This window comes from Aerosakkonema funiforme FACHB-1375, assembly GCF_014696265.1.
GTDB lineage: Bacteria > Cyanobacteriota > Cyanobacteriia > Cyanobacteriales > Aerosakkonemataceae > Aerosakkonema > Aerosakkonema funiforme_A.
In genome coordinates, this window is the sequence record NZ_JACJPW010000030.1 from 53025 (window position 1) to 78164 (window position 25140).

Consider the following 25140-nt stretch of genomic DNA (forward strand, 5'->3'; position numbering starts at 1 on the left):
TTTTCCCAGTACCTACTACCCAATACCTATTACCAAAAAAGGAAGAAGTAATGACACAAAAGCTTCCCGCGAACTTCTCAACACCTGTTGAGAACAATCTAGATATTTCCGATGAAGATGTGTTTGTGCTTCCGCTATCTTTTGCCCAGCAGCGCTTGTGGTTTTTCGATCGATTGTCTCCCGGTAGTGCTATTTATAACGTTCCCGGCGGCGTACAATTTAACGGGGCGCTGAATCTGGAGGCGTTAGAGCAGAGTTTTAACGAAATTGTACGGCGTCACGAAGTATTGCGGACTACCTTTACTATCGTGGATGGGCAGCCAGTTCAAGTTGTTGCCCCAGCGTCAACTGGCACAGCAAGGGGGCGTCACTATCTGCTAGATGTAGTAGACCTCAGTTACCTGCCAGAAAAGCAACGTCAGACGGAAGCGCAACGACTGGCTACAAAGGAAGCCAGACAGCCGTTTAACCTAGAGCGAGGCCCACTGCTGCGCGTCAAATTACTGCGCTTTGGCGAACAAGAGTACATCTTCCTGATGACAATTCACCACATCATTTCGGATGGTTGGTCATTGGGAGTATTCATGTATGAATTGATACAGCTTTACGATGCTTTCTGCTTGGGCTTGCCCTCCCCACTGCCAGAACTGTCCATTCAGTATGCCGACTATGCGATTTGGCAGCAACAATGGCTGGAGGGAGAGATTATGGCCAGTCAGCTTTCCTTCTGGCAGCAGCAACTCGGCGGTAGTTCGCAAACGCTGGAATTGCTCGCCGATCGATCGCGACCTGCCGTGCAGAGTTTCCGTGGTGCCAATCAACCGCTAACATTATCGCCAACTTTGGTGGAAAAACTCAAGGCACTGTCGCGTCGAGAAGGTGTCACTTTATTTACGATTTTGTTGGCGGCATTCAACATTTTGCTATATCGTTACACCGGACAGGAAGATATTTTAGTCGGTTCGCCGATCGCAGGTCGTCAATATCCCGATTTAGAAAAGTTAATTGGCTTTTTTGTCAATACTATAGTGCTGCGAACTGACCTGGCTGGAACCCCCAGTTTTAAGCAACTGTTGCAGCGAGTTTGGGAAACTACCTTTGGAGCTTTTGCTAACCAAGAACTACCTTTCGAGAAGTTGGTGGAGGCGCTGCAACCAGAACGAAGCCTGAGTAAAAATCCGCTGTTTCAGGTAATGTTTGTTCTCCAAAATGCCAATATGCCCAGCCTCGATTATAGGTGGAGTCTCACCCAGCTAAATTTTGATACTGGGGCGACGCAATTCGATTTAACTTTGGCATTAGAAGAGAGACACGATCGCATCGTGGGCGGGTTTATATACAACACGGATTTATTTGATGCCGATACCATCACCAGAATGACAGGGCATTTTCAGACTTTGCTTGAAAGTATTGTCGCCCATCCCGAACAGCGCATTTGCGAATTGTCTTTGTTGACCGAGCGAGAGCATCAGCAGCTTTTGTTGTGGAATAACACGCAGACAGATTATCCTTCAAATGCTTGTATTCACCACCTATTTGAAGCTTGGGTAGAACAAACGCCCGATGCAGTAGCTCTCATTTTTGAAGATAAAGAATTAACTTACCGAGAACTGAATGCCAAAGCAAATCAGCTAGCACATTATCTAATAAGTTTTGGTGTGAAAGCAGAGGAACTCGTAGGAATTTGCGTAGATCGTTCAGTGGAAATGATAATCGGAATTTTGGGCATCCTCAAAGCTGGTGCTGCTTACGTTCCCTTAGATCCGGCATATCCGCAAGAGCGCTTGGCATTTATGTTAGAAGATGCTGGCGTTTCGGTGTTGCTAACTCAAGCAAGTTTATTAGCAACTGTTCCCCAACACAAAGCGCGTGTTTTCTGTTTGGATAAAGACTGGGAAGAAGTTGCATTACAGAGTGAGGAAAATCCCTCGTTGCAACTGACGCCGGATAATCTAGCCTATGTTATTTATACTTCTGGATCTACAGGTAAACCTAAAGGGGTACTGATAGAACATCGAGGTTTGTGCAATCTCGCTACAACACATATCGATCTGTTCGATGTGCGATCGAATAGCCGTATGCTCCAGTTTGCTTCCTCAAGTTTTGATGCTTCCATTTGGGAAATAGCCATCGCTTTAGCAGGAGGCGCAACGCTGGTGATGGGAACGCGGGAATCCTTAATGCCGGGACAAGCTTTGCTGAGGTTGTTGCGAGAGAAAGAAATTAATGTAGTTGTTCTACCGCCGTCAGCACTAGCAGTTTTGCCAGTAGAAGAACTTCCGGCATTAAGATCGCTCATAGTTGGTGGAGAAAGCTGTCCTCCCGATATCGTAACTCGTTGGGCGAAAGGTCGTCGTTTCTTCAACGCTTATGGGCCAACAGAAGCTACGGTTTGTACGACTGTTGCTGAATGCACTCCTTTTGACCAAAAGATTTCGATCGGTCGTGCGATCGCTAATAGCCAAGTTTACATCTTAGATACGCATTTGCAACCAGTTCCGATCGGCGTTCCCGGAGAAATATACATTGGTGGTATTGGTTTAGCAAGAGGTTATCTCAACCGCCCCGAACTTACTGCCCAAAGATTTATTGCCAATCCCTTTAATGATTTGGGATTGTCAGATTCCAGTTCCAATCCAAAATCCGAAAAACTCTACAAAACCGGAGACTTTGCGCGTTATCTCCCGAATGGCAATATTGAATATCTCGGTCGGATAGATAACCAAGTAAAAATTCGCGGATTTCGGATCGAACCGTTAGAAATCGAAGCACTTCTAAAACAGCATCCCGACATAGTACAAGCGGCGGTAATTGCTAGAGAAGATATCCCTGGCGACAAGCGCTTGGTAGCTTATGTTGTTTCTAAACTGATGCCCGATCGCGTGCCTTATCAAAGGGAATGTTTGGTTAAATTTGATGGAAATCCAGCGGTAAAATTACAGACCGAGGATATTTCGATCGGCGGCGTTTGTTTGGGAGGAATATCGGATATTGTTGCAGGTGAGCGATTGCGCTTGCACCTCACACTCCCAGGTTCTCATGAGGGAATATGGCTGTTGGGAAAAGTCGCATGGCAAAAGGGAAAACAAGCTGGCATTCAGTTTGAACTTAAACCTTCAGAACAAGCCATTTTAAAGAAGAGTCTAGACTATCTTCTGGAAACTCAAGGTTTCTTGAAAGTTTTGCAACGCACAGCCGTTGAGAGCTTACGCAGCTTCTTAAAACAAAAGCTGCCTGACTATATGGTTCCTTCCAGCTTTGTGTTTCTGAATGAATTGCCGCTGACACCTAATGGCAAAGTCGATCGCAAATCGCTACCCGCACCAGAACATCTTCGCTCGGATTTGTCAGGAAATTACGTACCTCCCCAAACTGAGATGGAACAAACCATTGCTAGAGTTTGGCAAGCCGTTCTGCAAACTGACAAAGTGGGTATGAATGACAATTTCTTCGATTTAGGCGGTCATTCATTACGCATGGCTCAAGTTCATAACAAATTACAAGAGGTATTGTACAAAGAATTATCGTTGGTGGAACTGTTTAAATATCCGACGATTGGAGCTTTGGCTAAGTATTTAAACCCAGAAACGAGTCATACCAAAGCCGAGCAAATAAATGGATTCAATGGCTCACCTTTACAGCAAGGTATCGACAGAGCCAAGAAGCAAAAAGAAGCGATCGATCGCCAAAAGCAACGCCTACAGGGAAGGAGAAATAACAATGGATGAACTGCAACAAGCTATCGCCATTATTGGGATGGCAGGTCGTTTTCCCGGTGCCAAAAATGTCGATGATTTTTGGCAAAACCTGCGCGACGGCGTGGAATCGATTTCTTTCTTTTCTGACGAAGAGTTGCAAGCTTCTGGCATCGATCCCGCTTTGCTGAAAAATCCCCATTACGTAAAAGCGAAAGGCGTTCTGGAAGATATCGAATTATTTGATGCGGGATTTTTTGGTATTAATCCTAGAGAAGCTGCAATCACCGATCCGCAACATCGTTTATTTTTAGAAAGTGCTTGGACAGCACTGGAAAATGCTGGTTACAATCCGGAAAGCTACCCAGGTTCGATCGGCGTTTATGCTGGCGTCGGAATGAGCGGCTATTTGTTAAACAATCTTTATTCAAATCCCGAAGTTATCCAATCGGTAGGCACTTATCAGTTGTTGATTTCAAACGATAAAGATTTCTTGCCTACGCGAGTTTCTTACAAGTTAAATTTGAAGGGGCCAAGTGTCAATGTTCAAACAGCTTGTTCTACTTCCTTAGTTGCTACTTGTTTGGCTTGTCAAAGTTTGTTAAATTACCAATGCGATATCGCTTTGGCGGGTGGCGTTTCCATCAGCGTGCCATCAAAAATAGGTTATTTGCATCAAGAAGGAATGATTCTTTCTCCCGACGGACATTGTAGAGCTTTTGATGCGAAAGCGCAGGGAACTGTGAATGGCAACGGTGTGGGAATTGTTGTCTTAAAGAGATTGGAAGATGCGATCGCAGACGGCGACTCCATCCATGCAGTGATCGGAGGTTTTGCAATTAATAACGATGGTTCTTTGAAAGTTGGCTATACTGCTCCTAGTATAGACGGTCAAGCTGAGGCGATCGCACAAGCTTTGGCGATGGCAGAAGTTGACCCGGAAACTATTAATTATATTGAAGCGCACGGGACTGGTACGCCTTTGGGAGATCCGATCGAAATTGCGGCATTAACGCAAGCTTTCCGCGCCAATACTGAGAAGAAAGGATTTTGTGCGATCGGTTCTGCAAAAACAAATATCGGACATTTGGATACCGCTGCTGGCGTGACTGGTTTAATCAAAACAGTACAAGCACTCAAACACAAATTATTGCCACCGACTTTGCACTTTGAAAAACCCAATCCTCGGATTGATTTCGCCAATAGTCCGTTTTTCGTTAATGCTCAACTTTCCGAATGGCAGAGAAATGGCACTCCCCGCCGTGCTGGTGTTAGTTCTTTTGGTATTGGTGGAACTAACGCTCATGTGGTATTAGAAGAAGCGCCTATTCTCGAACCATCGGGAGATTCTAGACCTTGGCAATTGCTAGTTTTATCTGCTAAAACTGAATCTGCGATCGATACCGCCACTGCTAATTTAGTTGAACATTTAAATAATTATCCTGAAATTAACCTGGCTGATGCTGCTTACACGCTTGGAATTGGTCGAAAAGCTTTCAATCATCGACGGATATTAGTTTGCCAAGACCGAGAAGATGCTGTTACGGCACTTTCTCAACTCGATCCGAAACGAGTTTTTACTAACTTTGGAGAAGTTAAAAATCGACCTGTTGCTTTCATGTTTTCCGGTCAAGGTTCGCAATATGCAAACATGGCGGCGGAACTCTACCAACTAGAACCGATATTTAGAGAAGAAATCGATTTTTGTGCGGAATTTCTCATCCCATATCTGGGATTGGATTTGCGCGATGTGCTGTATGCAAGCGCGGAACAAGCAGAACAATTAGACATCTCCAGAAAAGAATCTCAGAGACAGGCAGGATGCCTATCCCACAAGAATTTTTGGAGGGGTCAATTGCAGCAAACTGCGATCGCACAACCAGCTTTGTTTGCGATCGAATACGCTTTAGCTAAATTATGGATCTCGTGGGGTGTGCATCCGCAAGGTGCGATCGGTCACAGTATCGGCGAATATGTCGCCGCTTGTCTCGCTGGCGTTTTCTCGCTGGAAGAAGCACTATCGCTAGTAGCTGTACGGGGAAAATTGATGCAGCAAATGCTACCAGGGTCGATGCTGGCAGTACCGCTGACTGCACAGCAAGTGCAACCTCTACTGGGTAAAGAACTTGAGCTTGCTGCAATTAACGCGCCATCTCTGTGCGTTGTTTCCGGTGCGACAGATGCGATCGAAGTACTGGAACAAAAACTGTTAGAAAAAGGCGTGGAATGTCGTCGCCTGCATACTTCCCATGCGTTCCATTCTCAGATGATGGAACCAATTTTAGAGGTATTTACAGAACAGGTGAAAAAAGTAAACCTGAAAGCACCACAAATTCCCTACATTTCTAACGTTACCGGCACTTGGATCGCCGCAGAAGAGGCAACAAATCCGCATTATTGGGCGAGACATTTGCGCCAAACAGTGCTTTTTAGTTCGGGATTGCAAACATTATGGCAAGAATCCGATTGGGTGCTGTTAGAAATTGGCCCCGGAAAAATGCTGACTACCCTCGCAAAACAGCATTTAGATAAAGTTAGCGATCGCATTGTACTTTCTTCTTTAAGACATCCGCAAGATCGACAATCCGATGTTGCCTTTTTGTTAAACGCAGTAGGCAAACTTTGGCTATCGGGAATACAAATAGATTGGTCGGGATTTTACAGCCAAGAAAAACGCGATCGCGTACCTTTGCCAACTTATCCGTTTGAGCGTCAACGCTATTGGATTGAAGCGCAAAAAATAGTAGGTGATAAAAACAGAAACTCTGTACCCGAATGGACATCAATATTAGAAGCAGGAAAGATACAGGCACTTGCGGAAATATCGAAATTTGACAATCCAACCTATCTAGGAAAGAAAGAGTGTTTGGAGCGTTTGTGTATTGCTTACATGAACCTTGCCTTGAGAGAATTGGGCGCATTTAGCAATCCAGACGAAAAGTATTCTGTGGAAGAGTTGTTCGATCGATTCCCTATTCTGCCGCGTCACAAGCAATTAATATCGCAATGGTTGAAGAGTTTGGTTGAAGAAGGGCAGTTACAGCAAGATGGAGAAAAATTTACCAATCTTGTAACAATTTACCCAGATTCAGTCAATGCTCTTGAAGAAGAAGTAAAAGCAAAATGGGCAGACACGCCTCAATGGGCAGAAGTTATGCAAACCTATCGGCAAAAGCTTGTCTCCATACTTGTTGGCAAAGAAGATCCGCTACAGTTAATATTTGCTGAAAGCTTCTATGATGTAGCGGAAAGTATAGGTCGATCTTTACCTCTGCTTCCTTATCACAACAATATCCTGCGAACAAGTTTGCAGCAATTGGTGAAGTCGTTATCGCCGCAAGTAAATCTGCGAATTTTGGAAATAGGCGCGGGAATGGGACTCACTACAACCGAGTTATTACCTGTCTTACCACCGCAGCAAACTAACTACATTTTCACTGATGTTGCTCGTTTTTTCTTAGACAAAGCCAAGCAAAAGTTTAGCGATTATCCTCATGTTCAATATCGCCTATTAGATATCGAACAACCTCCTGAAAAGCAAGGTTATGAACCGCACAGCTTTGATGTAATAATAGCCGCTCAGGTGTTGCACGTCACCCGCAATATAGAGGAAAGTTTAGCTCATATCCGCTCTTTGTTGGCTCCCGACGGTTTGTTATTAATTTGGGAAGTAACGCAAGCTCAAATGGATTACAACATCACCGATGGTTTAATGATGAAACCTTTGGATGATGGAGAACGCAGTCAAGGTAATCCATTTTTATCGAAAAAGCAGTGGATTGAGGCATTACGAAATCATGGATTTGTTGACGTGGCGGCTTTGCCTGGAAACGACGTTTTAGGGCACCATATTTTGTTGGCTAAAGCTTCTGCATCGGCAGATATAGCCGCACCTTCAGCATTTACGGTTAATCGAGAAAATGCTGTTGAAAAATCAGAATTTGCCTTAGAGAAAAAGCCGAATATTGCCGATTGGTTTTATACTCCATCTTGGCAACGCTCTCTACCTCCAAAACCGGATAAGCTAATTAATCGACAATGTTGGTTATTGTTTGTTGATGAGTGCGGTGTAGGTGAACAACTGGTGAGGAAGCTGGAACAAGAAAACCAGGATGTTATTGTTGTAAAAGCGGGTAATGAGTTCACCTTTCACAGCGATATCGTCTATACGATCGACCCTCAACAACGCGATGATTATGACGCTTTGCTGAAAGAAGTTCGGAAATTGAATAAAACTCCTCAAAAAATCGTTCATTTATGGAGTGTCACGCCAAACAATGAATTAGAAATCGAAGTTCTGGAAGATTCTCAAAATTTAGGTTTCTACAGTTTGCTTTTTCTGGCGCAAGCACTTGGAAAACAGGATTTTAGCGAGGAAATTGAAATCGCGGTTATCTCAAATAATATGCAGGAGGTAACTGGCGATGAGATACTTTGTCCGCCGAAAGCAACTATTTTGGGGCCATGTAAAGTTATTCCGCAAGAATACTTAAACATAAGTTGTCGCAGCATTGATGTTGTATTTCCGGAAACAGGAAATAGACAAAAAGAGAAAATCGCCGATTATCTGTTCGCGGAAATAACTGCAAAATCATCCGATTTAGTGATTGCTTATCGGGGCAATCATCGCTGGGTACAAACTTTTGAAGCCGTCCAATTGGATGGTGCAGAAAAATTAAATTTGAGAGAAGGGGGAGTTTATTTAATTACAGGTGGATTGGGTGGAATTGGATTAGTGCTGGCGGAATATCTGGCAGAAAAAGTGCAAGCAAAATTAGTTTTAATCGGTCGATCGCACTTGACCGCCAAACATGAATGGCAACAATGGTTAGCTACTCACGAAGAGAAAGATAGCATCAGTTGCAAAATTCGGAAATTGCAACAAATAGAAGCTTTGGGTGCAGAAATTCTGGTAGCCAGCGCAGATGTAGCTAACTTAGAGGAAATGCAAAAAGTAATAGCTAATGCGTGCGATCGCTTTGGCACAATTAACGGAGTTATCCACGCGGCTGGAATTTCACCCGGAGGCATGATTCAACTGAAAACCAAAGAAAATTTAGCCAATCTTTTAGCCCCAAAAGTAAAAGGAACTTTGGTAATTGACGCTTTGCTGAAGGATTTTAACCTAGATTTCCTGATCCTTTGTTCGTCTCTGAATTCATTTATCGCTGGACTTGGTTTAGTAGACCATTGCGGTGCTAATGCTTTTCTCGATGCCTTCGCACATTACAATACTACTAAATGCGATCGCTTGACCATTTCAGTTAACTGGGATGGCTGGCAAGAAGTAGGACAAGCAGCCAATGCAGCCACATCAGAACAACTCAAAAAGTGGCGCGAAACAAGTTTCAAACAAGGCATATTTCCCAACGAAGGAATGGAGGCATTTAAGCGCATTTTAGGAACTACATTGCCTCAAATTATGGTATCGACGCAAGATTTTATAATTCGATACCAGCAGTACAAAACTTCTAAAGAACTACAGCACTTGCAATCTCAAAAGGAAACCAAATCATCCAAACTGCTAAACTCGCGACCGAAACTCAATAACGCTTATGTAGAACCTCGCGATCGCATCGAGCAAACTATTGCTAAAATCTGGCAACAATCTCTAGGTATCGACAAAATTGGTATCCACGATGACTTCTTTGAATTGGGGGGAGATTCTCTCCTAGCAATTCATTTAATTGCCAAGATAAGCGAAGCCACTAATACAAAATTGTCAGCCCATAGCCTGATCGATGCACCGACTATTGCCGATTTAGCTAAATTAATCGCACAGTCAACATTGCCAACAACCTCTAATTCCACGCTAGTGGAAATTCAAACTGGTAGCAACACCAAAAAACCTCTTTTCTTAGTGCATCCCATTGGCGGTCACGTCTATATTTATCGGGAATTAGCACGTTATCTGCCTGATTTTCCTGTTTATGGATTCCAGGCGCAAGGAGTAGATGGAAAAGCAGAACCTCTGACTACAGTTGAAGAAATGGCGGCTCAATATATTAAAGCCTTGCGGGTCGTGCAACCTGAAGGGCCGTATTTTTTGGGCGGTTCTTCTTTTGGCGGAACTGTAGCTTTCGAGATGGCACAACAGCTACAAAAACTAGGTCAAAAAGTAGCAATGCTTACCTTGCTCGATACTCCTAGCCCCGGTCAATTACCATCAGAAAATTTAGAAGATGATGACCTCAAAACGATGGCTTATGCACTCGGCGTTGGTGCGGATATTTCGATTTCAGCAAACGAACTCGAACAGATGAACGATGAAGAAAGGCTGCTTTACTTTTTGGAAAAAGGTAAGTCTGCTCTGAAAATGCCTGCTGATTTTGGCGTTACCGAACTTCGCCGCTTTCATCAAGTTTTCCAACTCAACATGAAGGCGATGAAAAAATATATCCCGCAAGTTTATTCCGGTCAAATTATCTTTTTCCGTGCGTGCGATCGCGATGCCTTTAATCCCGAAAATCCCGAACTCGGCTGGAAAGATTTGGCTGCTGCGGGACTGGAGATTCACGAAATACCTGGAAATCACATTACCATGAATTTCGCTCCTAACGTGGATGTGATGGCCCAAAGGCTGAAGACGAAGATCTCTGAGGTACTGTCAGCAGACTGAAAATTTGTGCGATCGCCCAAGCTTTCACCGCTGATATCGATCGATTACCTGTTCAATAAATGCCTGCCATTTCTGATTGGGAACCCAAATTCTATGTAAATCATTTTTGGCAGTTTCTTCATCTACCCCTTGATGAAGCAATCTGTATAAATAGATAAAAGATGAAACTCTCATATTGGCAGCGCAGTGAACAAACACCGATTTGTTCGCATTCGCTTCCATGACGCTAAAAAATTGACTGATATCCTCAAGAGTAGGATTTTCCCAAACTACTGGGATGTGTACGTATTCCATTCCCAAATTTTCAACGAGTGCTTGCTCGTTTGGCAAGGCTTTGGGTGATTCGGGTAAGGCTAAATTCACTATAAGTTGATATCCAGCATCTTTAATAACACCTAACTGCGCTTCGGTCGGCTGTCCCGCCGTTGCCACTTTTGCCGATACTTTGAAAAAGTTGTAAATGCTTTCAATTTGGTTCTCAGACATTCTGTTCTCCTTTGACATAGCCCCTATTAACGGTTCTCTAGCGGAATAGCTGAGGATAAATCTGCCGCCAAGCCATCCACGTAAAAACTCCAGTTAACAGCACCATCCATAGCAATTGTATTAACCAATACTGCGGGATTGCTAACTCCCAACGCAACAAATCTACCAACGGAGAAAGAGGAAGAAAACTAGCGACTTTACTCAATAAAGGTGGTAGAGTTTCGCGGGGAAAAAAGGTGCCGCAGATAGTGTACATTGGTACAATTAATAAGTAAATTGGCACGTTTATGTGATCGATCGTTCGCATAACACCAGCTGTGAGCAGTCCCATCGCCGCAAAGAGCAGACTGCCCAAGCAAATTAACGGTAAAGATAATAACAAATTCCAGCCAGAGAAAAACCCCAACAAAACTTCTACAATACCCGTCACAACTCCGGTAATTGCGCCGCGAGTCGCCGCCCAAAGCCAGTCGCCGCAGAACACTTCTGCAAAAGTCAGCGGTGCTGTTAGCAACGCTTGCCAAGTTTTTTGGAAATTCAAACGAACAAAGCTGCCGAAAGCTCCTTCAGAATATGATTGGAAAATCACTCCGATCGCAATCATTCCCGGTGCAATAAACGTCATGTAATCGACAGTTTTACCCGCATAAGTAATCTCTCCCAGTAGCGGCGTTAAGCCATAACCAAAAGCTAGCAAGTAAACGATCGGTTCTAACATAGGAGGAAGACAGTTAACCAGCCAAGTCTTTTGATAAACTTTAGCGTGGCGATGCCAAACTGAATAGATTCCCCAAAGTGTGATGCTCGATTTAAACTTCATTTAAAGACCTACCAGTTAGGCGTAAAAAGACATCTTCTAAATTAGCTCGTCGCCGCGTGAGGGAGGTTGGCTGTTTGGCGACGAGTTCCTCCCACAACAAATTGGGATTTTCAGGCGGTAAGGTCAACAAATATCCGCTACTGAAAGGACGACACCAAGTTCCTGTTTGTTTTGCAAGTTGTTGCAGGATTGATTCGGCAACGCCTTCAATTTCGACAATTTCTTGACCTACTATGCGCGAAATCAGTTCGGTGGGAGTGCCAGAATCAATTACTTGACCTTCCTGAAGCAGCAGGAGACGATCGCACAATCGTTGCGCTTCGTCCATATAATGAGTAGTCAATAAAACTGCACAGCCATTTTGTTTCAATTGACTCACCAGTTTCCAAAATTCTTGCCTTGCATCTGGGTCTAACCCCGTAGTCGGTTCGTCTAAAAACACTACATGAGGTTTATTAATTATCGCACGCGCTAAAACTACTCGCCGCTTCCATCCTCCAGAAAGTTCATCAATTTTATAATTTGCATAATCTTGCAATCCCATTCGATCGAGTAATTCTCCCACCTGATGCCGCGCCGCTTTACCCGTGAGGCGATAATGATGAGCAAAGTGAATCAAATTCTCTTTAACTGTGAATTCCGGATCTAAATTATCTTCTTGAGTTACAATTCCCATGAAATAGCGAGCTTGGCGACCCTGAAGGTGTACTTGCAAGTCTCCCAACTGCACAAATCCTCGACTGGGAATCACCCCTCCGTAAAGCATCCCCACCGTTGTGGTTTTTCCAGCTCCATTCGGCCCTAAAACTCCGAGAATTTCTCCAGATTTAAGCGTAAAATTAACGTTTTGCACGACTGGGCGAGTGCCGTAAAATTTCCACAGGTCGTTTGCTACTAATGCGATCGATTCCATAAATTACCTGGATGTTAATTATCCTCACTGCCCTAATTTACAGATTGCTATATAATTTGGCGCTCCTGATGTGAAAGCTGCCTTATCGTAACCTCCCAACTGAGTTTCAATTATAAATCCATTATACTTAAGCAAGTTCCCCATCTCGTTCGGGTGATAAAGCCGCAGTTTTGTTTCTTCCACAAATTCCTTTTTCTGCTCTATTAAGCGGAAAAATAACTTACTCTTGGCGATTTGTGCGCTCACATCCAACTCGTTAACAACAGTTACCACCATTGTTCCTCTTCCATCTGGATCGGGATATACAGAATATAGGGTTGGCAATGGAGACCACATCGCCTCTATAGTCGGTTTCGTATAATAGTTAAGCATATCTATAATAAATTTCCCGTCCGGCTTTAAATGTTTCTTCACGCAATTAAAACAGGATTCCAAATCTTCTATCCTTAAAAGATGGTAGATTGAGTTTAAGGAAAATATAATTAACGAAAACTGCTTGCCCAAATCGAAATCGCAGACATCAGCTTTTATCCATTCTACTCGGTCAGATTTCTTTCTAGCTTCCCCCAGCATAGAGTCAGAAATATCAATACCCGTCACTTGCAAACCTTTTTCCGCTAACGGAAAAGCGATTCTCCCCGTACCGCAACATAGTTCTAAGACAGGTTCGCCATACTGACTAACCATGTCAGTCCAAAAAGGAATGTCTATCTTGGCTAAGTTAGAGAATGGGTAAAAATTATCGTAGATTAGATCGTAATGTCTGCCATCATAATGGATAGACTCAGTATCGGAAAGCTCGATAATGCTTTGCGCCTCTGGTTGACTTTTTAAATCGTCAATATTTGAGATGATCTGATTTTCTAATTCGTTGCTCACTGCGTTACTCATTAAATTTACTCATTTTATTATATAGCAAGGGCAAATGAGTGAGGGAAACATTACCACCAGTAATAATTACCCCGATTTTGGCATCAGATGCCGTAACTGCACCAGCTTCTACGTCTGTATAGGAGACTGGTAAACTTTTGGAAGTGGATGTATTTGATTGATTTTGTGTCATAAAAATTACCAAAAATAAAACTAAGGATTGTTTGCGATCGACTCTCATTTAATCAGAGGCAAGAGATAAGAGTACTTTTGACTTTTGACTTTTGACTTTTGACTTTTAGATCGCCCGTGCCTAACCCATTCTCCGATTACATAAGTTTCTCTCACCACCAAAACTAACATTGGCTTTCTCCCGAATCATACCATTCTGTGCGGCTGTTACTACTTGGTATGTAGGGTTTTCTTCACTCCCATTACCTTGACCGATCGCCCAATCGTAAATTTCCTAAAAAATACGGTTTACTTCTATTTATTTTTCGGTTTTCCCCATCGCCATCACTGATTATGTTAGGCATCATAAAGATGTGCTTGAACAAAAGCTACAGCAAATCTCAAACAAAAGCGAGGAAATAGAGTTATGGCTCTTATTAGATGGAATCCTTACATTGAAATCTCTACTATCCACAGTCAATTGGATAAACTATTTGACGAAATGACTGGATTTTCTCCATCCCAGAACAGCATTTGGAAACCAGCAGTTGAGTTGCAAGACAACGGCGACAATTTGACCTTAAAAGCTGAACTGCCTGGTATTGAAGCTAAAGATTTGGATGTCAGCGTTACTCGCGATACTGTTGTTCTTCGTGGGGAACACCGCTACGAAAATCAATCGGAAAATAATGGTTTCTTCCGTTCTGAGTTCCGTTACGGTAAGTTTGAGCGCGTAGTTGCTTTGCCTGTGACGGTAGAAAACGATAAGGTGGAAGCTAATTTTAGCAACGGTATTCTGATACTAACTCTGCCTAAGACAGCAGCAGCTAAAAATCGCGTCGTGAAGGTGAATTTAGCTGAGACTGAAACTGCTAGCTAGGGACTGGGGACTAGGGGCTAGGGCGTCGGGAAAAGGGACTAGGGAAAAGGGAAGAGGGAAGAGGCAAAATCTTAATTCCCCCACTCCCCCACTCTTCCCGACGCTCTAGCCCCTAGCCCCTAATCCCTAGTCCCTAACCCCTAACCCCTAGTTTTGTCAATTCTTGAATAATCTCGAATTCGTAGTTGATCGCTAAGTCTGTAAGAGCCTGCGCTATGGAAGCATTTTCTGGCGGAATTTGCTTGACTAAATTCAAAATTATATCATCGCTGCATTGAACTGCGGCTTTCTGTATTTGCGCGAGCAAATCAGTTGGAATTTCCTTGAAACTATCAGATGTTAACTGAAAAGTCGTTACCGAATCATTTTTAGCAGCAGCTAGTTTGCTCGCGTCTGCGGATGATTCCGCACAGATATATTGGACACCTAAATGTTTCCTAATTTTTCCTAGTAATTCCTCTTGTTGAAATGGCTTGCTCAGAAAATCGTCACAACCGGAATCGAAGGCCATTTTTTGGTCTTCTTCAAAGGCGCTGGCACTCAAGGCAACGATCGCAGTTGCTTGACCTCGCAAAGAGCTTTTAATGTGTTTGGTAGCTTGATAGCCATTGACGATCGGCATTCTCATATCCATCAAAATTAGGTGCGGTTCCCAACTTTCCCACAGGGAGATCGCCTCTAGCCCATTTTCGGCTTCTTGGACTTGAAAGCCGATCGAGGTAAATAATCTGGCTAACAAAAGGCGGCTTTCCGGGCGATCGTCTACAACTAAAATGCGATATTCTATTTGGTTAGGTGCTAAACCAATTACTTTGCAGTTACTGCGATCCGTTTTAATCTCAGTAGGATCGCCAAAGCTGATTTTGATATCGAATGTAAATATACTTCCTAACCCCAATTTGCTACTGACTCTAATATCTCCGCCCATCAATTGCACGAATTTTTGGCTAATCGGCAAACCCAATCCGGTTCCTTGTCCTGATTTTACACCTGTTTCTGTTTGCCCGAAAGGTTCAAATAACTTGTTTGTTTCAGTCAGACAAATGCCGGAGCCGGTGTCTTCTATTTCAAAATAAAGTCGATCGTCCTTCCTTCTCGATCGTTCGTCGTTCGTTGTTGATGGCGACGAACCATCAACTCTCACGCGCAGCGTTACCCTACCTTTTTCTGTAAACTTGATGGCGTTCCCCAGGATGTTAATCAAAACTTGGCGCAATTTTCCTTCATCTGTTTTGATAAATTTAGGTAGGTCTGTAACTCTCTCAAAAATTAGCTGCAATCCCTTTGATTGAGCTTTTAATCGGAACATATCTTCAACGCTATCCAACAAGCCAATTAAATCAAAGCTGCTTTCATTTAAACTGGTGCGACCTGCCTCTATTTTGGACATTTCGAGAATGTCATTAATTAGGGACAGCAGGTGTTCGCCAGCGCGATTGATAATTCCCAGATATTCTTGTTGCTGGGTTTTGAGGGAAGCATCGCCAGCGATCATTTGGGAAAAGCCGAGAATAGCATTGAGAGGGGTACGCAGTTCGTGGCTCATAGAAGCTAGAAATTCGCTTTTGGCGCGGTTGGCTGTATCTGCTGCCAATGCTGCTTTTTGTAACGCTTCCGATTGCTTTTTAGTTTGCTCTAGTAATTCGGCTTGCTGCAATGCAACTCCCAACTGATTGCCGATTTGAATGGCGATTTTAATTTCTGCTTCTTGCCAATCGCGAGGGCCAGAGTTTTGATAAATTGCCAGCAATCCCCAAAGTTTTTTGCCGGAAAAGATGGGAACTATGATGTACGCTTTGGCTTGAAATTGCTTTAATAAGTTTATATAACAATCATTAAATCCAGCGTTGTAAATGTCTTCAACAGCTAGGTAGTTTGTACCTTTACTGTAAAACCCACCTTTAGTTTCTTGCAGATATGTATCTTGAAATATGACACTATTTCCGCTTTCAAATGATTTCACAACGCAGCGATCGTTTTCTGTGGAAATCGCTGTGAAGCTGGGGTTACTAGCTTGTGACTGCATTACGGAAATCCATCCCGGCCCAACTGACTCGGCCACCAATTCGCCGCTCCAGTCGGGTTGGAAACGATAAACTAGGACGCGATCGCACTTGATTACCTGCCGCAATTCTTGGGTAGTAGCGGTAAATATGGTTTCCATATCCAAGGTTTGCCGCATTCTTTGAATTACTTGGGCGATCGCTTTTTCCCGTTCGGCACTTTCTCTGACAGCTACTTCTGCTTTTTTGCGCTCTGTAATTTCAGATTTGGCTTGTTCAAAGAGGGTACATTGCTGAATCGCGATCGCCAGTTGCACAGAAATTTGTTTGAGAGATTCTATTTCCGAAGCGAGCCACTGACGAGGGCTGCTACAGTTATGGACAACCAGCAATCCCCATAATTTTTCATTATAAGAAATGGGAACTACTAAGTTAGCTTTTACTTCAAATTGCGAGAGTAAATTAACGTGGCATTCGCTTAAATCACCTGCGTAAATATTTTCGATCGCCCGAATGCGACCTTGCTGATAAAAAATAGCGTAGTTTTCTCGGAAGCAATTGTCTTCAATATCGATGCCCTTCATCGGCGTCCACCCTTGCGCCACCGATTCGACAGCCACAGATCCACCCCAATCTGGATAAAATTGATAAATAATTGTCCGCTCGGTTGACAAAAACTGCCGCACTTCTTCGACTGCTGTTGTCAGCACTTCCTCCAAGTTGAGAGAGGAACGAATCCGCTCTTGGATCGCACTTACTAGCCGCTCCCTTTTTAGTTTTTGCTCCAGGGCAATTTCCGCTTGCTTGCGATCGGTAATGTCAGTCGCCGAGCCGATCAGCTGTTTCACCTTACCATCAGCGTTTCTGGCGAATACGCTCTCTCTCGTGAGAATATACCGCCATTCTCCTTTGGTATCTCTCACCCGGTATTCCAACTGGAAAATATCGCCATCCGTCGCCGTTTCATATTGTTGGAAATGCGCGGCCATTTTTGGTAAATCTTTAGGGTGAATAATACTTTGGAAAAACGCCCCTCCCATTTCTGGAACTTGTGCTGGGGTATAACCGAGCAAAGTAGCAATTTGACGATTGCTATAAACAGTGCGGCGCTCGATTAGATCGTAAATATATAAAACATTTGGAGAAGCCTGGGTAATCCGCTCAATAAAATGCTTGCTCTGTTGCAAGGCTTCTTCTGCTAACTTGCGATCGCTAATATTGCTAAATGTACAAACCACGCGCTCGATGTTGCCATCATCGCTCAAGTGCGGATCGACATTCAGCAGCAACCAAAGCGTATCTTGTTTGGCAGGACGAAATGCGCCGATAACGAGGTTACGCACGGGCTGACGCTGCACGATCGCTTGCTTTAAAGGATGGCTGTGTTGGGAAACGACATTACCTTTTTCATCGAGTAGCTGCCAATTGAGGTCAAAAGCATTTTTTACTGGGATTTCGTATGGGGAAATACCCAGCAATTCTCTGCCCACTTCGTTAATTAAAATAATTTGGCCATCCGTATCCAGCAGCAGCACTCCTACTGGCATGGTCTCGATCAGCGATCGAAAGCGTTTTTCGCTTTCTTGCAATGCTACTTGCCTAACTAATTGATCTGTATATCGGCGATCGAACAGTGAGGTGACTAACGTTGCAACTAACACGATCAGGGTGCCAACTCCAATCTGAATTGCTAACCAAGAATTATCAGATCTTGCGATTGGGATTTCTTGCCCATCCGGCATTTGTAAAAAGCAAGTCGCCCACATTCCGGTGTAGTGCATTCCGCTGATGCCAATACCCATGACGAAGGCGCTGGATAGTTTCAGCAACGGGATCGACCTCTCCCCCCAGCCTACCTTCCCTAGAACGGTAGACGGGAATGTTTCTCCTTCTCTCGTAGGCAAGAAGGTTGCGGGGTTAGGTTTACTTGCATTGCGAAATTGAAAAGCCAACCACAAGGCAACACTGGATGCGCCGATCGCGATCGCTACCGACAGGGCGACAAGGTGGGGGCGGTAGTGTATCGCCACCGGCACTCTCAGCCCTGCCATACCCAGGTAGTGCATTGAGGCGATCGCCAGTCCCATCGCCGTGCTACCCCCCAGCAGCACCAATAGATTCAGTTGGGGGCGGCTGAATAACAGCAATGCCAATCCCGATGCCACAATTCCATCTAACCAAGAAAGGAAGGTTAGCGGCACGTCGTAGTTGACTGGGATCGGTAGCTGGAAGGCTAACATACCGATGAAGTGCATCGACCATATCCCCGTTCCCATTGCTAGAGCGCCACCCAGTATCCAAGCCAGTCGCGATCGCGGCGATGATGCAGGTGTCACTCGCCCCGCTAAATCTAGTGCTGTGTAGGAGGCGATCGCTGCGATCGTAAATGAGAGGGTTACTAAAATCGGGTCGTAACTGCCAGTAATTATGTCCATAAAAAAATATTTGATAAATTTAAACTGCTGCTCCTTCAGTTACTAAAACTTTTTCAAAACAGCTTTTTGAAGCACGTACTTTTGATTTTAAAGGAATTTTAATTATAAACTCTGTGCCTTTTCCTAATTGAGAATTACATTCTAAAACACCATCGTGTTTTTTGATAATTTGATAAGAAATTGCCAACCCCAGTCCGGTTCCGTAACCTGTGGGTTTGGTGGTATAGAACGGATCGTAAATTTTGGTCATCACTTCTGGACTCATCCCAATGCCGTTATCGGCAATGTAAATTTCTACCTCTTTATGTTCGACTACAACGGTGCGAATGCGTATTTTAGGCTGGTAAACTTGCACCCTGCTAACGTTGTAATTTTCTCGTTCTTCCAGCGCATCAATCGCATTACTCAGAAGATTCATAAACACTTGATTTAGCTGCCCTGCATAACATTCGAGCGGCGGCAAATCCCCATACTCTTTCATCGTTTGGATCGCCGGACGGTGGGGCTGTTCTTTCAAACGATGTTGCAAAATCATTAAAGTGCTGTCAATCCCATCATGGATATTTACTCGTTTCATTTCCGCTTCGTCTAGGCGGGAAAAGCAGCGCAAAGAATTGACAATTTTTTTGATTCGCTCTGCTCCCACTTTAATAGATGCTAAAATTTTCCCCAAGTCTTCTACTATAAAATCTAGTTCGCTTGTGTTAATTTTTTGCTGAATCTCGCCCACTGGCTGAGGATAATGCTTTTGATAAAGTTTAACTGTTTCTAAAATGTCTCGAATATATTCACTTGCCGGAGCAATATTGGCAAAAATAAAGTTGATGGGATTGTTAATTTCGTGAGCTACTCCGGCTACCATTTGCCCCAAAGAAGACATTTTTTCGGTTTGCACAAGTTGAATTTGGGCGCATTTAAGTTCTTTTAGGGTTTTTTCTAACTCTTGCGCTTGGCTGCGAAGTTTGGCTTCCGATTGTCGTAAAGCCGCTTCTGCTAAGGAGCGATCGCAATTTTCCTGTTGCAAAAGTTCATTGGCTCGCTCTAATGCTGCGGTTCTTTCGCGCACCCGCTTTTCTAACTCAATTGTTAGCTGGCTGAGTGCATTTTGAATTTGTTTGCGTTCGGCAATTTCGTTTTGCAAAGCTGCGTTTGCTGCTGTCAGTTGGGCGGGATTGGGTATAGCTATAATTTTCGGGATCAGTTCTATCATTACAGCTGCTGTAGTTATGGAAACAGCTGCTGTAATTGCTTTCAGAAAACCCGATAACCAATAATCGGGATGCCACAGCGTCCAAATTTCCATAATGTGGGTGATGCCGCAGCAGATAATGAAAGAACCGAACAAAAAGAAAATCCAATCAAACGGCACGTCTTTCCGCTTTTTTACTATGTAAATTAGTTCGACTGGAATTAAAAAGTAAGCTAAGGCAATCAGAAAATCTGAAACTATATGCAATCCCACCAATCCAGGCTTCCATAGGTAGCAGTGTCCGTGCGGAATAAAGTAGCCTGAAAAAAAATGATGGAGATTTTCTGTCACGATAAATTATCCTCCCTGGTTGGCAAAAATTTACTTTATTATTGGTGGGTTCCTAAAAAAACTAGGTTTATTCAAAGTTGAATTTGAGAAAACTTTTTATATTTTAAGATACAGTTTAATTGTACCTTGACAGGAAGCAGACGATCGCTCCGTTATAAATATACATTTGCCGACTGTAATGCTAGCTTATTTGCATTTTGGAGTTTACCCTGGCGAGCTCGTCACTCTAAAGATAGATTTTTTTGATTTTTCCCGGAGTGCTGCTGCGCTCCAGAAAAAATAAAGCTGGCAGAATTTTGGTAAAAAAAGTAACAATTCTTAATTTCGATCGCATATAGACCTTCTCAAGTAAATAAATGTTCCCCTTTTTCCCCCTGATTTTTCTAAAGCAAGCCCAACAGTTCTGTTTGCTTAGTACATTTAAATGAGTTTATCTTAAAAAAGATTGATTTACTGAATCTAGATTGTCACATTTTTAACAATGTCCGAACCCATCATATGTGACATTTAAGGTGACACGCCGATGGATGCGATCGGGCCCATCTTGGCAGCAGGGATAGCTCTGTAAAAATTGTCCGATCTCGCTGAATGTACGGCGGCATTTTTTTTGACAGCAAAAAAAATAATGAAAATAAAATTTTATCAAGGTGAAGCGATTGACCTTCACCCTACCCTTTATAATTTATTGTTATTGTGCTTCCCGGACTCAAAATATGAATGTTTGCTAACAAAAAGGACAGCTAGATGACACAGCGATCGTCGCGCCTTAAGTCGATAGACTTTTGAATCGATCCGTCTAAAAATTGACTATTTACAGAAAAAGAGAAATTTGGTAAATAAATAACACAGTCAGATTAATTGGCAATTAATAATTAATAAATTACCTGCGTATAATTGCCATTTACAATTCAAGCGATGAGTCAGAAAAGTTTATTTTATATGGCGATGCTACGTTATGACAATAGACGAAGTAATACAACTAATCAGCGCTAAATTCCAAAAGGAATTAAATCCCGTACAGGAAATAATACTTCGCGAAGTCTGGCAGGGAGAAACATATTCTAACATAGCATCTGCCTCTCACTATGGAGAGCATTACCTGAGAAACACAGCCTCCTCCTTGTGGCAATTGCTGTCAGGAATTTTTAACACAACCATTACCAAAGCCAACTTCCGCTCAACTCTAGAGTCCCGCTCCCTGTCAGCGGATGAGCAACAGTTAATCGCAGAATTCAGCTGCAAGCAAGCTCTGGCAACACCCTTGGAATTTCCCAATGGCCCAGTGCCGATCGCTTCCCCATTTTACATCCAGCGCCCACCAATTGAAGAACTTGCTTATCAAGAAATTACCAAACCGGGAAGCATTATTCGGATCAAAGCCCCTAGAAAAAAGGGTAAAAGCTCCCTGATGCTGCGGATATTAGAGCGAGCCGTTTCGATTGGCTACCGCAGCGTCACTTTGGACTTTCAGCAAGCAGAAGAAGCTGTTTTTGACAACCTAGATAAATTTCTGCGTTGGTTTTGTGCCAACGTCAGCCGACAGCTACAACTAAAATCTTTATTAGACGATTATTGGGATGAAGATATGGGTAGCAAAGTCAGCTGTACTATCTATTTCCAAGCCTATCTGCTCAAAGAAACAGACAGCCCTTTAGTATTAGCGTTAAATGAAGTGAATACGGTCTTTGAGTATCCTAAAATTGCCCAAGAATTTTTGCCCCTGCTGCGAAGCTGGTACGAAGAAGGCAAGCGGATTGACAGCCTCAAAAAACTGCGGTTAATCGTGCTACACTCCACAGAAATTTATGTTCCTTTAAAACTTTCCCAATCACCTTTTAATATAGGATTGCCACTGGAATTACCTGATTTTACAAAAGCGCAAGTAATCGCTTTGGCGCGACTGCACGGACTGAATTGGACAGATGGCCCAGAAGCCGATCGACTCCTCGCAATGGTGGGAGGACATCCTTATTTAGTGCGGCTCGCTCTCTATCAAATAGCTCAGGGAAATTTGACCTTAGACCGACTGCTCCAAGAAGCTCCCACAATAGGCGGAATTTACAAAGACCACTTGCGGAGTCTGTGGGCAATTTTGCAAGAACATCCAGAACTATTGGCAGCACTCAAACAAGTGGTCGTCGCCCAAGGCAAAGTGCAGTTAGAACCGATACTCGCCTATAAGTTAGATAGCATGGGGCTAGTACAACTCGATGGCAATGAGTGTAGTTTCAGTTGCGAATTATACCGCCAGTATTTTAGTTCGCAAAACCTGGGTTAAAAGGGAATGTGGCACTGAAAACCTGCCAAAATGGCTTGGCAAAACAACCAAATTTTACGATCGACGATCGTGCGTTCCCAAGCTTAAGCTTCAGGGTGAAGGAACTGCACAACTTTTCGCGCAATCAGTTCGGGAGAATAACGAGTTGTATCGATTACCAGAGTTCGATCGGAGGCTAATTTTTCTAATGCTGCTCTTGTTGCAGATGGATCGTAGCTTCGTCGTTCCTCAACTACAATCTTTAAGCGATCGCGCACCGCAGATACCGAGTATACTCCCTCACGTACCCGCTCTAAAATTTCTGCTGTTTCTCGATCTGAAAAGAAAGCTGAAGCTTCTGGCACTCCCAAATCTGCAAAACTGCGACTTTGGCTGACTTCAGGATGCTGTCCTGCTTGACTCGATTTGGCAACGCGATCGAAAGAATCGTTACGAATTAAAAGGCGTTGCAATCTCACATATTCAGGAGCGTCCAAAAACACAAATTGCGCTAGGGGAAGCATTTTTGTTGCATAAGTAACCTCATTTTCGCCCCGCAATCCATCAAATATGAGTGGGAAGTGAATTTCCAAAGGAGCGATCTGCAATTGGCTTAAAATATGTACCATTCCTGCCGGAAATAGCTGTTTGTAGCGACGGGTATAGTAGAGCCGCGATAAGCGACAGGAGGGATTCCCCCCTTTTTCATCCATCTTGACGATCGTCGGAATAATAAACCGATCGGTTAAAGTGCGCCGATTCGGGAGCAAGTTAAACTCTAGCCCTGCATCGGATAAGGCAGCAGTGACCGTACTTTTGCCAACACCAGTCAGCCCTACCAAAATCAAAAACGGACGCTCCACCAGTGGGAGCCACCCTTGAGAAACTGAAAACCCGATGCCAATACCAGGAGCTAGTTCCACGGAAGCAAGCTCATCTTTAAAGAACAGCATTATGTTAATTCTACTTCCTATGATGTAAATTTATCAGAACTTTGCTTAGTTTTGGTAAAAAAATATACCCATTTGTGTAACTATGCGTTCCACAAATGTATTGAAGTTTAGAAAGAAACAGGTAACGAGCTTGGACGTTCACCACTCAATGCACTTCTCCCCGCATTCAAAAAAGCATTTATAAACTGTTTTTACAGACGGTGAGAAAGCGTCTAAATAAGATAATCCTAAGCATCTCACTATTGGGGATTGTGGCCACTCTAGCAGTACTGTTGGTATGGCAGCAGTTATTGGTACGCGAACAACAGCATACTTACTGTGCAGTTAGTTCAGCAACAAGTAGTAGCGAGGTCAAAATTTTGACTCAGTTGGGATTGGAGGTACGCGAAGGTACTAATGGGCAAGATGCGATAGTTAAGGGAGTAAGCTTCTAGTAGGAGTAAAACTGGACATTTCCGGACATTCCGTGACATAATTTCGGATGACTTGGCTCTTTGACTGGGCGACCCTGGATGGAACACATTGTAGAAAGCGCCGCTCGTCGGCGCGAGAATTAACATATACTTCTCCATCGGGTTATAGGTTATACTTAATAAAATAAACGAATTTAAGCAGCTTTTGTCGTGTACGCACTCAAAAGAGAATTAAAACTAAATAATCGAGAAATTTCTCTGATGCGCGGCGGGGCTGGCTATCGGAGGTTTGTTTATAACTTTGGACTCCAACTCCTCACAGCCAGTTGGAGATTTGAAAATATCCCAGCCAGTGACTCTAAGCGCATTGATGCGATTAAAAAAATCTTCACGCAAGTGGTCATGAAAAGGTCTGAATATGCGTGGATGAAAAAATACCCTTCCACCATATATCAATCAGCTTTTCAAGACTTGAAAAATGCCTTCAATCGATGGCGTAAAGGCTTAGCAGAGTTCCCAAAAAAGAAAACTAAAAAACAAGGAGACTCGTTTACTGTTTATAAAACTTCCGGGGTTTATCCAGAAAAAGGTAAACCAGCATTACCTTTCACGAATAGAGTGGTAATAGAGGCAGGTAAAAAAATCAAATTACCCGGCTTAAAAACTTTTAGACTAAAGGAGAAGATAGATTTTACCTGTAGTTCTCAGACATTTACCCTGTCGAGGACGGCTGATAAGTGGTTTGTCTCTTTTGTGTTGTCTGCTTTAAAAATTCCGCCGCTTTATCATCCGATTGCCAAAGTAGGCGTCGATTTAGGCGTAAAACGTCTGGCGACAGTTTCGGATGGAACTTGTTACGAGATGCCAGCTAGTACAAAAAGGGCGAAAATCAAGCTCAGTCAGCAGCAATGGCGCAATCGTCACAAGAGACACGGCCAGAAAAAGTTAGGGATAAAAGCATCGCATAACGCCAAAGATTGCTACCTAAAACAAGCCAAAATTCATGCCAGAGTCAGCAATATTCGCCGCGACGTCATCCAGAAAATGACAACAGACTTGAGTCGTCGGGTATATTGCATCCGCAT

The 25140-nt window shown here is 43.4% G+C and carries 14 protein-coding genes; 6 read left to right on the plus strand and 8 right to left on the minus strand.

Features of this window, described 5'->3' with window-relative positions; genetic code table 11:
• The first annotated feature begins 50 nt into the window (after window positions 1-50).
• Both H6G03_RS39130 and H6G03_RS13425 read left to right on the plus strand, forming a co-directional pair.
• Window positions 51-3728, plus strand: a complete 3678-nt coding sequence (locus H6G03_RS39130) for a non-ribosomal peptide synthetase (RefSeq protein ID WP_190464879.1) — start codon at window positions 51-53, stop codon at window positions 3726-3728.
• Window positions 3721-10314, plus strand: coding sequence for a type I polyketide synthase (locus H6G03_RS13425; protein ID WP_242060395.1), 6594 nt, complete (start codon window positions 3721-3723; stop codon window positions 10312-10314). Before H6G03_RS39130 ends, H6G03_RS13425 begins: the two co-directional genes overlap by 8 nt.
• A gap of 24 nt (window positions 10315-10338) precedes the next feature.
• Here the strand turns inward: H6G03_RS13425 and H6G03_RS13430 are convergent, their stop codons facing one another.
• The 5 genes from H6G03_RS13430 to H6G03_RS13450 are packed head-to-tail and all read right to left on the minus strand — an operon-like array spanning window position 10339 to window position 13644.
• Window positions 10339-10800: a protein tyrosine phosphatase family protein gene (locus H6G03_RS13430; protein ID WP_190464881.1), complete on the minus strand. Its 462-nt coding sequence runs from the start codon at window positions 10798-10800 to the stop codon at window positions 10339-10341.
• Window positions 10801-10837: 37 nt separating this feature from the next.
• The gene (locus H6G03_RS13435) at window positions 10838-11620 is read right to left on the minus strand and encodes an ABC transporter permease (RefSeq protein WP_190464882.1); all 783 of its coding nucleotides are present in this window, start codon (window positions 11618-11620) and stop codon (window positions 10838-10840) included.
• The gene (locus H6G03_RS13440) at window positions 11610-12533 is read right to left on the minus strand and encodes an ABC transporter ATP-binding protein (RefSeq protein ID WP_190464883.1); all 924 of its coding nucleotides are present in this window, start codon (window positions 12531-12533) and stop codon (window positions 11610-11612) included. The genes H6G03_RS13435 and H6G03_RS13440 overlap by 11 nt, the downstream gene beginning before the upstream one ends.
• Window positions 12534-12557: 24 nt before the next feature.
• Window positions 12558-13424, minus strand: coding sequence for a class I SAM-dependent DNA methyltransferase (locus H6G03_RS13445; RefSeq protein WP_190464884.1), 867 nt, complete (start codon window positions 13422-13424; stop codon window positions 12558-12560).
• Window positions 13417-13644: a hypothetical protein gene (locus H6G03_RS13450; RefSeq protein ID WP_190464885.1), complete on the minus strand. Its 228-nt coding sequence runs from the start codon at window positions 13642-13644 to the stop codon at window positions 13417-13419. Before H6G03_RS13450 ends, H6G03_RS13445 begins: the two co-directional genes overlap by 8 nt.
• Window positions 13645-14001: 357 nt before the next feature.
• Here H6G03_RS13450 and H6G03_RS13455 point away from each other — a divergent pair, with 357 nt between their 5' ends.
• A complete protein-coding gene (locus H6G03_RS13455; protein WP_190464886.1) occupies window positions 14002-14454 on the plus strand; it encodes an Hsp20/alpha crystallin family protein in 453 nt (150 codons plus the stop codon).
• 133 nt (window positions 14455-14587) lie between these two features.
• Here H6G03_RS13455 and H6G03_RS13460 read toward each other — a convergent pair whose 3' ends face one another.
• Window positions 14588-18892 carry an MHYT domain-containing protein gene (locus tag H6G03_RS13460; RefSeq protein WP_190464887.1) on the minus strand — a complete coding sequence of 1435 codons (4305 nt, stop codon included), beginning with the start codon at window positions 18890-18892 and terminating at the stop codon, window positions 14588-14590.
• Window positions 18893-18911: 19 nt separating this feature from the next.
• Window positions 18912-20432, minus strand: a complete 1521-nt coding sequence (locus H6G03_RS13465; protein WP_190464888.1) for a sensor histidine kinase — start codon at window positions 20430-20432, stop codon at window positions 18912-18914.
• Between the two features lie 955 nt (window positions 20433-21387).
• Here H6G03_RS13465 and H6G03_RS13470 point away from each other — a divergent pair.
• On the plus strand, window positions 21388-22710 hold the full coding sequence (locus H6G03_RS13470) for an AAA-like domain-containing protein (RefSeq protein WP_190464889.1): 1323 nt from the start codon (window positions 21388-21390) through the stop codon (window positions 22708-22710).
• Window positions 22711-22793: 83 nt separating this feature from the next.
• Here the strand turns inward: H6G03_RS13470 and H6G03_RS13475 are convergent, their stop codons facing one another.
• Window positions 22794-23642: an AAA family ATPase gene (locus tag H6G03_RS13475; protein ID WP_190464890.1), complete on the minus strand. Its 849-nt coding sequence runs from the start codon at window positions 23640-23642 to the stop codon at window positions 22794-22796.
• Window positions 23643-23893: 251 nt separating this feature from the next.
• On the opposite strand from H6G03_RS13475, the gene H6G03_RS13480 reads away from it, so the two are divergent.
• Together H6G03_RS13480 and H6G03_RS13485 are read left to right on the plus strand one after the other, a co-directional pair.
• Complete coding sequence (locus H6G03_RS13480) at window positions 23894-24076, plus strand: hypothetical protein (protein WP_190464891.1); 183 nt, start codon at window positions 23894-23896, stop codon at window positions 24074-24076.
• A gap of 189 nt (window positions 24077-24265) precedes the next feature.
• Window positions 24266-25140, plus strand: an 875-nt coding sequence (locus tag H6G03_RS13485) for an RNA-guided endonuclease InsQ/TnpB family protein (RefSeq protein WP_199315282.1), incomplete at its 3' end; no start/stop codon positions are given.

What these genes read in the sequence shown, in the direction of transcription:
- H6G03_RS13475 (WP_190464890.1), bottom strand. Translation starts at nt 23,642, where the DNA reads ATGCTGTTCTTTAAAGATGAGCTTGCTTCCGTGGAACTAGCTCCTGGT.
- H6G03_RS13450 (WP_190464885.1), bottom strand. Translation starts at nt 13,644, where the DNA reads ATGAGAGTCGATCGCAAACAATCCTTAGTTTTATTTTTGGTAATTTTT.
- H6G03_RS13460 (WP_190464887.1), bottom strand. Translation starts at nt 18,892, where the DNA reads ATGGACATAATTACTGGCAGTTACGACCCGATTTTAGTAACCCTCTCA.
- H6G03_RS13445 (WP_190464884.1), bottom strand. Translation starts at nt 13,424, where the DNA reads ATGAGTAACGCAGTGAGCAACGAATTAGAAAATCAGATCATCTCAAAT.
- H6G03_RS39130 (WP_190464879.1), top strand. Translation starts at nt 51, where the DNA reads ATGACACAAAAGCTTCCCGCGAACTTCTCAACACCTGTTGAGAACAAT.
- H6G03_RS13425 (WP_242060395.1), top strand. Translation starts at nt 3,721, where the DNA reads ATGGATGAACTGCAACAAGCTATCGCCATTATTGGGATGGCAGGTCGT.
- H6G03_RS13440 (WP_190464883.1), bottom strand. Translation starts at nt 12,533, where the DNA reads ATGGAATCGATCGCATTAGTAGCAAACGACCTGTGGAAATTTTACGGC.
- H6G03_RS13470 (WP_190464889.1), top strand. Translation starts at nt 21,388, where the DNA reads ATGACAATAGACGAAGTAATACAACTAATCAGCGCTAAATTCCAAAAG.
- H6G03_RS13455 (WP_190464886.1), top strand. Translation starts at nt 14,002, where the DNA reads ATGGCTCTTATTAGATGGAATCCTTACATTGAAATCTCTACTATCCAC.
- H6G03_RS13430 (WP_190464881.1), bottom strand. Translation starts at nt 10,800, where the DNA reads ATGTCTGAGAACCAAATTGAAAGCATTTACAACTTTTTCAAAGTATCG.
- H6G03_RS13435 (WP_190464882.1), bottom strand. Translation starts at nt 11,620, where the DNA reads ATGAAGTTTAAATCGAGCATCACACTTTGGGGAATCTATTCAGTTTGG.